This window comes from Mucilaginibacter sp. (assembly GCF_039921305.1).
In the GTDB taxonomy this organism is placed as follows: domain Bacteria; phylum Bacteroidota; class Bacteroidia; order Sphingobacteriales; family Sphingobacteriaceae; genus Mucilaginibacter.
Map to the genome: position 1 here is coordinate 1 of NZ_JBDSCA010000022.1, position 11,230 is coordinate 11,230.

Genomic DNA, 11,230 nt, shown 5'->3' on the forward strand with positions numbered 1-11,230 from the left:
ATTCACATCCTTACCCAATGAAAGCTCCGCATTTAGGCCCTGCGCCTAAGGGTAGCGGTGCTAAAAAAGGTGGTGGCGGCGGTGGTCCACGTGGCGGCGGCAGTAGTGCTGGCCGTGGTGGTGCCAAGAAGCATGGTGAGTTTAGGAGTAGGGCCCGCAGGGACTAAATATTTTCTTACAATTCCCCCCCCTTTGTTAATGATTGAAGGATTGAATGAATGAGGGATTGAATGGGATTGAGTAAATAAAGTATTAAAGTTTCTTACAATATCCCCCCTTTACTCTTTGTCATTTCGAAACGATTGATAAATCTTCTGCGCGCGGCTTTGCAAGTGATCGTGTCCCATGCAGAAGATTTCTCTCTCGTACCTCGTTCGAAATGACGGTCAGGGTTTGTTGACTGTTAACAAGTTAATAACCCCAAGTTGCTAAACTCACAATTTTGAAATAATTTTAACCGGATAAATTATTAATTTAGTTGCTATGAAACGGCTTGTAGATCTGCTTAAGAATAAGTTCTTTTTAGTGACCATCGCTTTTATTGCCTGGTTGTTGTTTTTAGATAAGAACGATCTGTATTCGCAATATACGAAGCATAACCAGGTGGTTGAGTTGCAAAAGCAGCGCGACTTTTTGGTGACAGAAACCGCCCAGGTTTCTAAAGATCTGGATGAGTTAACTTCTAATCGCGAAAAGCTGGAGAAATTTGCCCGCGAGAAATATTTGATGAAGAAGGATAACGAGGATGTTTTTGTGATTGTGAAGAAGGAGAAAGAGGAAAAGTAAGCTATATCAGCAATACTTTCCAGGCTTCATTTACTCTACCTTCATCCAATAACTGTTTGGCTTTTAAATGTAATTGAAGATCGCGGGTTTGGCTGTCGCCGATGGTTGCATCAAGCAGTTGTTTGATCTCATCAGTTTGGCTATAAGCTTCTATTTCTTCGTCTGATGGTAAGGCTTCTACATTACCTAATTGGCCAAGGTTATTCCCGGTTAATACATTTGAGTTACGGATAGCTTTTGGTAGGGCATCAACGCCAATACCTATTGTGGTAACGGGTTTAGCTACTTTAAACAAGTTATCGGCAGTTACACGGCAATACCAATCGCCGCCTAAACGGGCCACATGGTTAACTTTATGCTGAACGATTTTGCCATCGGTGTCCAGAATGTCATCACTTAAGTGGATGCGTTTGATCTCGGCAATAACCAAATTGCCAGAGCCGGGGCCTTCCCCTAAAGATATTACATCTTTAACCACACACTCTAATTGTATGGGCGATTCGGCAACTCTTGGCGGGCGAACTAACTCGGAAGGTAACTCGGTAAAGCCAGCTTTGGTAAATTCGTTTATGCCTTTGGGATACTCCACACTGGCTAACGAGGCTTGCTGAACCATCTCGTAGTTCACAATATTGATCACACACTCAGGTACTTCGAGGATGTTTTCGAGTGTGTGCTTGGTGGTATTATCGCGCACCCGCCTTGACGGTGAAAACACACAAATAGGCGGATTAACGCTGAATACATTGAAATAGCTGAACGGGCTTAAATTAACATTGCCCGCACTATCAATGGTCGAGGCGAAGCATATCGGCCTTGGGGCGATGGCGTGGTTTATATAATTATGAAGCTCGGCTATGGATAGTGATTCAACTTTGACGGTTTTCAATTTTTGTTGTAATGTTAGAAGGTTGGAAAGTTAAACGTTACCCAGGAGCTTCGTTTTTTCATTTGTATTTTTAGCAGCTTCGAATTTCTTTAGATAATCTATCAGGCTTTTTATTTTGGAAGAAAGTTCAAAACTTCTGGAGTAGAAGGTGTCAAATGTTTCGTTGGAGATTTTACCAGCCAGACTAAGAATGGTTATCTTATTCCTAAATTCGCCACAAGAACCTTTTGCATACTTTAAATATCTGATAAAATCTGGATTGTTATTATATTCAAAGCCTTCGGCAATATTGTCTGATATTGAACACGCTGCTCGTCTAATCTGATCTTTCATTCCCCAATCGGATTTTAGCGGTTCATTATCACAAAGTAAATAAACATCCACCGCGATAGATACCCCTAATTTCCAAATATCTAAATCTTCAAAACGATCAACTTTAGCCATTAAAAATAAACCTTATAACCTTTCAACTTTACAACATTCCAACTTCATTTCCCTTTTTGATGTCTAGAATTGAGAACTCGTCTTTGGCTTTGATGATGGTGTTGCTTAGTATACCTAAGCCTGTTATTTCCATTTCTACTATGTCGCCGTCTTTAAGCCATTGGGTTTTGTAGCTGGCATCATTCAATAAGCCGGTACCATTTAACTCTAAGAAGCATCCGGTACCAACCGTGCCAGAGCCTATTACATCGCCGGGCAATACATCGCAACCGTAGGCGCAACGCTCTATGATTTCGGCGAAGGTCCAGTCCATATCCGCCATTGATCCGTTTGAAACCTGTGTGCCATTAACCCAGCATTTCATTTTCAAATCGTAAGCGTTACCGGTATGGCCATCTTTTGGTGCTATTTTATATTGCTCCAATTCATCGGGAGTAACCAACCAGGGGCCAATAACGGTAGAAAAATCTTTTCCTTTAGCGGGGCCAAGGTTGAGCAGCATCTCTTCCATTTGCAGCGTGCGTGCGCTCATGTCGTTCATTACCATAAAGCCTGCAATATAGCTGTCGGCTTCGCTTGCGCGGATGTTACGGCCTTTTTTATTAAGCACTACGGCTACTTCGAGTTCAAAATCAAGCTTTTCGAAATGATCGGGCATGCATTCGATATCACCGGGACCTTGTATGGCGTTGTGATTGGTGAAATAGAATATGGGGTATTGGTCAAACTCAGGGATCATATCAACCCTGCGGTTACGGCGTGCCGCGGCCACGTGCTGCCTGAAGGCGTACCCATCCCGGCAAGATGTTGGGTGTGGAACGGGAGCGATAACCTCGTAAAAAAACTCCTCTTTGGCCTGTATCTTGCCCGATCGGATATCTTCGTTAACGCGCTTGGCGTGTTCCATTAACTCCTCGCCCTCAAATAAAAAATCCCGCATATTATCGGGAATCAGTTTATCGCAGCTATTCAGGTTGTAAATATGGCCGTTTATAAAAACACCCAGGTGTTCGCGCTCTTCTGTTTTATAGGATACGAGTTTCATACAGGTTGAATTTGTTGGTTAATGGTTACTCAAATTTAAACAATTTACAATCATCAATTCCAATAGTTGGCTCAAAAAATTATGCTTGCATAATAAACTAATTCCATCTAACTTTGTTGTACCAATATATGAATTTTAATAAGTGTCAATATCTTAAACAAGGGCTCATTGCAACCAATGTGGCATCGGAGTTTAGGTATGCTATGCTTACCAAAATTATCTTCGCGCAATATTCGCTATAATTTTTGTTGATCTGTTTCGGGATTGAACCCTTGTAAGCTGTTGCTTTACAAATCAATTCAAGCATCAGCAAATTCTCTTCTATCCCGAAAGTAACACCAATTAGCTTTCAAACCTTATCAACTTATTTAAACCTAAAAATAAAGCATATGCCTATTTACCATACATTGGGTACCATTCCGCATAAAAGGCACACCGTTTTCAGGAAGCCCGATGGTGAGCTATACGCCGAGGAACTGGTTTCTACCGAAGGTTTTTCGAGCTTGTATTCGCTGGTTTATCATTGCTATCCGCCAACTATCGTTAAAGAATTAGGCGAACCTTATTCGGTAGAGCCTAAAATAGCCCGCGAAAAGCATCTTAAACACACCAGTCTGATCGGCTTTAATGTAAAGCCTGAAGACGATTACCTGCAAAGCCGGAAACCTGTGTTGGTAAATAAAGATCTTCATATCTCTCTGGCCGCTCCGCGTAAATCTATGACGGATTACTTTTATAAGAATAGCCAGGCTGACGAGGTTATTTTTATTCATGTGGGCTCAGGTACATTAAAGACGGGTTTTGGTGAGATCAAATTTGAATACGGAGATTATTTGGTTGTACCGAGAGGAACTATTTACCAATTGGAGTTTGATAGTGAAGATAACCGATTGTTCATTGTAGAAAGTTTTAGCCCAATTCGTCCGCCTAAGCGTTACCGTAACCAATACGGGCAATTAATGGAGCATTCGCCTTATTGTGAGCGTGATATTAAGCGACCAATCAACCTGGTTACCCATGATGAAAAAGGCGATTTTAAAATATTGATCAAAAAGCAAGGACTGATCTATCCATACATATACGGTACCCACCCATTCGATTTTATTGGTTGGGATGGGTTCCATTACCCATGGGCGTTTTCTATTCATGATTTTGAGCCGATCACGGGGCGTGTACATCAGCCACCACCCGTACACCAAACCTTTGAAGGAAATAATTTTGTGATCTGTTCATTTGTGCCGCGCAAGTACGATTATCACCCTGATTCTATACCTGCTCCCTATAACCACAGTAATGTGGATAGCGACGAGGTTTTATACTATGTGGATGGCGATTTTATGAGCCGTAAGAGTGTGGTAAAAGGACAGATCACGCTGCATCCTGGTGGTATCCCGCATGGTCCGCATCCGGGTACTGTCGAGAAATCTATCGGGAAAGAAAAGACAGAAGAACTGGCTGTAATGATAGACCCCTTTCATCCCTTGATGATAACCGAAGAAGCCATAAAAATTGAAGACGAAAACTATTATAAAAGCTGGCAAACAAGCTAATACCTAATTATGGAAACACAAACAATAGATAAACCGGTAAATAAGACTAACGATTTTCTTCCCCTTAACGGGACAGATTATGTAGAGTTTTATGTAGGTAATGCCAAGCAGGCAGCGCACTTTTATAAAACGGCTTTCGGTTTTCAGAACCTGGCTTATGCCGGACCTGAAACAGGCGTTAGGGATAGGGCATCGTACGTTTTACAACAAGGTAAAATACGTTTGGTACTAACTGCACCTTTGCACTCCGATCACCCGATTGCCGAGCATGTTAAAAAACATGGCGATGGTGTAAAGATACTGGCCCTTTGGGTTGATGATGCTTATGATGCTTTTGAGCAAACCGTTAGTCGGGGTGCCAGGATATTTCAAGAGCCGCAAACTATTGCCGATGAGCATGGTGAGGTACGTACCAGCGGTATTTACCTTTATGGCGAAACCGTTCACTTATTTGTTGAGCGCAAAAACTATACTGGTGCATTTTTACCCGGCTATAAAGCTATAACATCGGATTATAATCCCGAGCCAACAGGTTTACTTTACGTAGATCATTGCGTGGGTAACGTAGGCTGGCATAAAATGGACCAGTGGGTTAATTTTTATGAAGATGTAATGGGTTTCAAAAACATCCTCACCTTTGATGATAAAGCCATTTCAACAGAATACTCCGCTTTAATGAGCAAGGTAATGAGTAATGGAAATGGTTACGTTAAGTTTCCAATAAATGAACCTGCGGAGGGCAAAAAGAAAAGCCAGATTGAAGAATACCTCGAATTTTACGAAGGCGAAGGTGTACAGCATTTAGCCCTGGCAACGCATGATATTGTTGATACTGTAACCAAATTGCAAAGCCGTGGTGTTGAGTTTTTAACCGTTCCAACAACTTATTATGATACCTTGGTAGATCGTGTTGGTCATATTGACGAAGATTTGGAACCGCTTAAAAAGTTAGGTATTTTGGTTGACCGGGATGATGAAGGTTACTTATTACAAATATTTACCAAACCGGTTGAAGACCGGCCTACGGTTTTCTTTGAGATCATCCAGCGTAAAGGAGCCCGCTCCTTTGGAGCCGGTAATTTTAAGGCCTTATTTGAGGCTATTGAACGCGAACAAGAGTTAAGGGGGAATTTGTAATCGGTTACCGCTAAAACTTTAATAATGAGCCGGGTATATCCCGGGTTTTTTGTGCATAATTCACTTTGTAATTTTTGTATTACCATTAATATTTATATTTTTACCAAACCATATAATAATTGTGATTAGTGTTGAATGCTATTTGCATTCTTTTTTTGATTCTGATTATAACCAATTGATGCTTAAAAGTTAATGTGTGCGGGTGATTGGGCATCGTGTTTTGATTGCAATTTATAACAAGATATTATAATATAGCCGTTATTATTAACTCCAAGCTGTTAATACTATTGGTTTGCGAAAACGTATGTCTGATGAAACTTACATGAGTATTGGTGATAACCCAATGGGCTTTTATGCGCTTGCTGATCAATACCTGGTAAACCAACAGTTGCATAACCTGATTGAGAGTACCAATACAGGTTTGTGGGAGCGTAGTATTACTACGAATGAGGCTTGGTGGTCGCCTAAGTTTTGTGAATTGCTAGGCTATGCCTACGGCGAGCTGGAATCTAATTACCTTATTTTTATTCAAAAAATAGTTCATCCGCATGACAGCGAGATGGTGTTTAATGCATTTCAGAGCCATCTTAAAACCAATACTCCTTACAAAGTTGAATTGAGGTTGCTTACCAAAGCCAATGGTTATCACTGGTATGAAAGCTCGGGTAAGGCCTGGCCAGATAAAGACGGCGAACTAACCCGGATGATTGGTGGTATTATTGATATTGATACCAAAAAACGTAACGAGATCAAACTTAAGCGTAACGAAATTCAGTTACGCGAAAACAACAAAATAGCACATATCGGCGGCTGGGAATTTGATACCAAAACAAATGATCTTTTCTGGTCGCCCGAGATTTATGAGATTCATGAGTTGGATCACGATACTGATATAAATGTTAGCAATGCTATCAACTTTTATGAGCCTCCTTATCGCAATATCATAACTACGGCAGTTAATAACGCCATTGAACATTGCAAAGCATATGATCTGGAATTGCAGATAAAAACCGCTAAGGATAATGTGATATGGATACGCACCAAAGGTGTGCCTATTATTGATGAGCATGGTAAATGCATTGCCCTTCGCGGGATATTCCAAAATATTAACGAAGCTAAATTAAGAGAGCTTGAGTTACATAATTCGGTTGATTTGTTAAGCGATCAAAATCGTCGCCTGCAAAACTTTGCACACATTGTATCGCATAACCTGCGCTCACATACAGGTAATCTGCAATTTATGGTGAATTTATTTGAGGAGGTTAGCGAAGTTGAGGATCAGAAAGAGATCTTTAACAACATCCGCACCATTAGCGAGAGCCTGGCCAATACCATTGAGCATTTAAACCAGATTGTTAAGATACAAACAGAGATATCAAACGAAAAGCAGGAGTTGCATTTTGAGGACTTTTTTAACAATACCATAAACGCTATTGATAATAATGTGGCCGAAACGGGCGCTATAATCTGTTGTGATTTTACCAGCTGCCCTACAGTAAATTATGTGCCAGCTTACCTTGAAAGTATCTTCTTAAACTTAATAACTAATGCGCTTAAATACAGGCATCCCGATCGTAAACCACAAATAATTTGTGAAACTTATTTGGAACTTGGGCATACTTATTTAACCTTTGCCGACAATGGCCTCGGCATCGATCTGGAAAAATACGGTGACAAGGTTTTTGGGATGTATAAAACCTTCCATAAAAACGCCAATGCAAAGGGCATTGGTCTCTTTATCACCCGTAACCAGATAGAGTCGTTAGGCGGAACTATTAAAATTGAAAGCACCGTAAATGTTGGCACAACATTTATAATTAAGTTAATATAAATTCCCCTATAACACGAATGACTATTGTAAAACCTATTAACACCGTTTGCGTAGTAGACGATGACGAGATCTATGTATACGGAATAAAAAAACTCATCAATTTAAAGCAATTGTGCCCTAATTTGATCGAATTCCGTAATGGTAAAGATGCCATTGAGTTTTTAATGAACCCCGAAAATAACGACCAGCTTCCTGATGTTATCTTTTTAGATATCACCATGCCCATAATGGATGGCTGGGATTTTATGGATAATTATGCGAAAATTAAACCCCAACTGAGTAAAAAGATCACCGTTTATATGGTAAGCTCATCTATAAATGATGAGGATATTAAACGAGCTAAAGCTATTGCTGATATTACTGATTATGTGGTAAAACCAGTTTCTTACGATAAACTATTGAAGCTATTTCAATTGGCAGCATAACGTAAAGAAGGGCGGTTGAACCTGCCCTTCTTTATTTTGAATTGCCCTGATTTCTGTTTTTAGCTCGTTATGCCGTTGTTAGGCCTGTCTGTTTTTAGTTATATCGAATAAATTTTATTCAATATAGCTTTCAAGTATTTTGAAACCGGTAGTTGTGCTAATAATAATGTTATTTACAGTGTTAGGCAACAATATGCATTCGCCCATTTTTACATTATAAGTATTACCGGCATGTGTAATAGTATAGGCACCGGCAACGCAAACATGTATTACAAACGAATCCAAATTTGAGTAATCCTTTGTAGTTCCTTCAGTAAAATCCATCACATTGGTAGTGAAGTAAGGGCAGGTAACTAAGTGTACATCCTCGTTTTTAACAGGGTTATATCGGGTTTTATAATCGGGGTATTGTTTGTAATCTATAGCAGCAAGGGCTTCTTCTGTATGTAGCTCCCGTTTATTGCCTTTGTCATCAACACGATCAAAATCATAAATGCGATATGTAATGTCTGAGGTTTGCTGGATTTCGGCTAATAATAATCCTTTACCTATAGTATGTACGCGTCCGGCTGGTAAAAAGAAAACATCATCGGCGTTAGCTTCTTCCTTATTCAGGATATCTTCTAAATGACCGCTATTAAACTTTTCAAGATACTTCTTCTCGTCAAGTTCCTGATTAAAGCCAGCGATCAGGGTTGAACCCGGATCCGATTCAATAATATACCACATTTCGGTTTTACCGAATGAGTTATGGCGTTTTTTAGCCAGTTCATCATCAGGGTGGACCTGGATGGAAAGCCAATCGTTAGCATCAATAAACTTCACCAATAACGGGAAGATGTTGCCAAACCTGTCGTAAACCTTTTTACCAACCAGTTGGTCTTTATATTTTTCCAAAATATCCGCTAAAGATTCACCTTGTAAAGCCCCGCTGCTTACTACAGATACATCAGATTTTACTCCCGATATCTCCCAGGTTTCGCCGCAATTTGGCAGGTTCCCAAAATCTTTACCTAAATAGGTTTTGATTTTTTGACCGCCCCAAATTTTATCTTTATAAATGGTTTTAAATTTTAATGGATATAATGCCGACATAGCTTTGTTTTATTGTAAGATGCTAATATATAAGTTAATACTTGTTATCAAAACGATTTAAACTTCGGGCTCCTGCTGGCTTAAACAATGGAAGCTTCCCAGGCCCCAAATAATATCTGTAGAATCTATCCCCACTACTTTTCTATCGGGAAAGCATTGTTCTAATATTTGCAAAGCCTTATCATCATTCTTATCACGATAGGTTGGAACAACTACCGCCGCGTTGCTAATATAAAAATTAGCGTACGATGCCGGTAAGCGCTGGTCATCATAAATTACCGGTTTGGGCATTGGCAATTCCACAATATTTAGTTGCTTGCCGTTAAGCAGGCGCATTGTTTTAAGTGTATCTAAATTCTCTTGTAGCAAGTGGTAGTTATCATCGTTCTTGTTCTGTTCAACAACAGTAACAACGGTATCATTGTTTACAAAACGTGTAATATCGTCAATATGCCCGTCGGTATCGTCACCAACAATACCATCGCCAAGCCATAATATTTGCTCAACGCCATAGTAATTGTGCAGGTATCGTTCTATCTGCTGCTGATTTAAATTAGGGTTACGGTTTTCGTTTAACAGACAGGCGGTAGTGGTTAATAAGGTACCTGCCCCATTAAAATCAACCGAGCCACCTTCCATCACGATGCCAGGATTAAACACTGGTAAACCGAAATGATTCCCGATTTGTGTCGGGATAACATCATCCAGATCAAACGGCGGATACTTACCGCCCCATGCATTATATCCCCAATCAACAATAGCCTTTTCCTTAGTTTTACGGTTAACTAAAAATGCCGGACCATGATCTCTGCACCAGGCATCATTGGTTGCAAAATGAAAGAACTCAATCTTATTCAGATCAGCCCCAACTTTATCTAATTGCTCTTTAGCGAACATTTCCATTTGAGCATCAACCACATTAATACGCACCAATTGCCCGGTAGAAACCACCTTAATAAACTCGCAATAAGGTTGATAAACAGTTTCGATCTTACCTGGCCACGATTCCTCTTTGTGAACCCAGCTTAACCACATAGCCCTTTGCTTTTCCCATTCGGCAGGAAAAATAAATCCCTGTGATGCAGGAGTTTTAGTCAGATCAATCATTATCGATAAGTCTCTTTGTTATAGGTTGGTATGAGTCAATGCGTCTGTCACGTAAAAAAGGCCAATGTGTCCTATAATAATCCGTTTTATTCAGATCCAATTCATGGATGATATTCTCTTCTTTGTTATGCGATGCCTGATAAAGTATGGTACCAAAGGGGTTTGATATAAAAGAACCACCCCAAAATTCAACCCCTGCTTCTTCGCCAACACGGTTAATGCCGATGACGTGAACGCCATTAGCAACAGCGTGCCCGCGTTGTATGGTTTGCCACGCGTTGTATTGCTCAACGTTGGTCGTTTCATCCTGTGTTAAGGCCCAACCTATGGCGGTTGGATAGAATAAGATCTCGGCGCCCATTAAAGCGGTAATACGGGCCGCTTCCGGATACCATTGATCCCAGCAGATCAATACACCTATGGTAGCGAATTTGGTTTTGAAAACCTTGTAACCCAAATCGCCGGGGGTAAAGTAAAATTTTTCGTAAAAACCCGGATCATCCGGTATATGCATTTTGCGGTACTTGCCTAAGTAGCTGCCATCGGCATCTAAAACGGCGGTAGTATTGTGGTAAACGCCTTGTGCGCGTTTCTCAAATAATGAAGCAATAATTACTACACCAAGTTCAGCCGCAACTTTAGATAACTCATCAGTCGACGGGCCAGGAATAGATTCAGCCAAACTAAAGTTATCATGATCTTCAACATCGCAAAAGTAGAGCGAAGTAAATAACTCCTGTAAGCAGATGATCTGCGCACCACCTTTTGCTGTTTCCCTAACCTTCGCAATCGCCTTAGCCAGATTATCTGCCTTGCTTGCAGTGCAACTCATTTGCACCAGGCCAACTTTCACTTTTGCCATACCGCTTTCCTCGTTTTAATATTTGCGCAAAAGTAAAACTTTAATGTTAAATCGAGTGT

Annotated in this window: 11 protein-coding genes; 5 read left to right on the forward strand and 6 right to left on the reverse strand. The window is 40.4% G+C overall.

The features are described 5' to 3' along the window. Positions 1–483 precede the first annotated feature (483 nt). The gene (locus ABIN91_RS05495) at positions 484–786 is read left to right on the forward strand and encodes a septum formation initiator family protein (RefSeq protein WP_348049305.1); all 303 of its coding nucleotides are present in this window, start codon (positions 484–486) and stop codon (positions 784–786) included. Between the two features lies 1 nt (position 787). Here ABIN91_RS05495 and ABIN91_RS05500 read toward each other — a convergent pair whose 3' ends face one another. Genes ABIN91_RS05500 through ABIN91_RS05510 form a run of 3 tightly spaced genes read right to left on the reverse strand, consistent with a single transcriptional unit; the run spans position 788 to position 3,164 of the window. After that, positions 788–1,675: a flavin reductase family protein gene (locus tag ABIN91_RS05500; protein WP_348049307.1), complete on the reverse strand. Its 888-nt coding sequence runs from the start codon at positions 1,673–1,675 to the stop codon at positions 788–790. 30 nt (positions 1,676–1,705) lie between these two features. Next, positions 1,706–2,119 (reverse strand): four helix bundle protein, encoded by a 414-nt coding sequence (locus ABIN91_RS05505; protein ID WP_348049309.1) that lies wholly within the window; start codon positions 2,117–2,119, stop codon positions 1,706–1,708. Between the two features lie 28 nt (positions 2,120–2,147). Then, the gene (locus ABIN91_RS05510; protein WP_348049311.1) at positions 2,148–3,164 is read right to left on the reverse strand and encodes a fumarylacetoacetate hydrolase family protein; all 1,017 of its coding nucleotides are present in this window, start codon (positions 3,162–3,164) and stop codon (positions 2,148–2,150) included. Between the two features lie 389 nt (positions 3,165–3,553). On the opposite strand from ABIN91_RS05510, the gene ABIN91_RS05515 reads away from it, so the two are divergent. The 4 genes from ABIN91_RS05515 to ABIN91_RS05530 all read left to right on the forward strand — a co-directional run bounded on the left by ABIN91_RS05515 (position 3,554) and on the right by ABIN91_RS05530 (position 8,107). Next, positions 3,554–4,714 (forward strand): homogentisate 1,2-dioxygenase, encoded by a 1,161-nt coding sequence (locus tag ABIN91_RS05515; RefSeq protein WP_348049313.1) that lies wholly within the window; start codon positions 3,554–3,556, stop codon positions 4,712–4,714. 9 nt (positions 4,715–4,723) lie between these two features. Then, positions 4,724–5,851, forward strand: coding sequence for a 4-hydroxyphenylpyruvate dioxygenase (gene hppD / locus ABIN91_RS05520; RefSeq protein ID WP_348049315.1), 1,128 nt, complete (start codon positions 4,724–4,726; stop codon positions 5,849–5,851). A gap of 304 nt (positions 5,852–6,155) precedes the next feature. After that, complete coding sequence (locus ABIN91_RS05525) at positions 6,156–7,682, forward strand: PAS domain-containing protein (protein WP_348049317.1); 1,527 nt, start codon at positions 6,156–6,158, stop codon at positions 7,680–7,682. A 17-nt stretch (positions 7,683–7,699) separates the two neighbouring features. After that, positions 7,700–8,107 carry a response regulator gene (locus ABIN91_RS05530; RefSeq protein WP_348049319.1) on the forward strand — a complete coding sequence of 136 codons (408 nt, stop codon included), beginning with the start codon at positions 7,700–7,702 and terminating at the stop codon, positions 8,105–8,107. A gap of 114 nt (positions 8,108–8,221) precedes the next feature. On the opposite strand, the gene ABIN91_RS05535 is transcribed toward ABIN91_RS05530, so the two are convergent. From ABIN91_RS05535 to ABIN91_RS05545, 3 genes are read right to left on the reverse strand one after another with little or no spacing between them, the layout of a single operon-like run. Next, positions 8,222–9,202 carry a type I phosphomannose isomerase catalytic subunit gene (locus ABIN91_RS05535; RefSeq protein WP_348049320.1) on the reverse strand — a complete coding sequence of 327 codons (981 nt, stop codon included), beginning with the start codon at positions 9,200–9,202 and terminating at the stop codon, positions 8,222–8,224. Between the two features lie 57 nt (positions 9,203–9,259). Continuing rightward, entirely contained in the window at positions 9,260–10,309 is a 1,050-nt protein-coding gene (locus ABIN91_RS05540) for an agmatine deiminase family protein (protein WP_348049322.1), read from the reverse strand. Further along, positions 10,302–11,171 carry a carbon-nitrogen hydrolase gene (locus ABIN91_RS05545; protein WP_348049324.1) on the reverse strand — a complete coding sequence of 290 codons (870 nt, stop codon included), beginning with the start codon at positions 11,169–11,171 and terminating at the stop codon, positions 10,302–10,304. Before ABIN91_RS05545 ends, ABIN91_RS05540 begins: the two co-directional genes overlap by 8 nt. Positions 11,172–11,230 lie beyond the last annotated feature (59 nt).

Coding starts and splice junctions, on each gene's coding strand:
- ABIN91_RS05535 (WP_348049320.1), bottom strand. CDS start 9,202: ATGTCGGCATTATATCCATTAAAATTTAAAACCATTTATAAAGATAAA.
- ABIN91_RS05495 (WP_348049305.1), top strand. CDS start 484: ATGAAACGGCTTGTAGATCTGCTTAAGAATAAGTTCTTTTTAGTGACC.
- ABIN91_RS05510 (WP_348049311.1), bottom strand. CDS start 3,164: ATGAAACTCGTATCCTATAAAACAGAAGAGCGCGAACACCTGGGTGTT.
- hppD (WP_348049315.1), top strand. CDS start 4,724: ATGGAAACACAAACAATAGATAAACCGGTAAATAAGACTAACGATTTT.
- ABIN91_RS05540 (WP_348049322.1), bottom strand. CDS start 10,309: ATGATTGATCTGACTAAAACTCCTGCATCACAGGGATTTATTTTTCCT.
- ABIN91_RS05515 (WP_348049313.1), top strand. CDS start 3,554: ATGCCTATTTACCATACATTGGGTACCATTCCGCATAAAAGGCACACC.
- ABIN91_RS05525 (WP_348049317.1), top strand. CDS start 6,156: ATGTCTGATGAAACTTACATGAGTATTGGTGATAACCCAATGGGCTTT.
- ABIN91_RS05505 (WP_348049309.1), bottom strand. CDS start 2,119: ATGGCTAAAGTTGATCGTTTTGAAGATTTAGATATTTGGAAATTAGGG.
- ABIN91_RS05545 (WP_348049324.1), bottom strand. CDS start 11,171: ATGGCAAAAGTGAAAGTTGGCCTGGTGCAAATGAGTTGCACTGCAAGC.
- ABIN91_RS05530 (WP_348049319.1), top strand. CDS start 7,700: ATGACTATTGTAAAACCTATTAACACCGTTTGCGTAGTAGACGATGAC.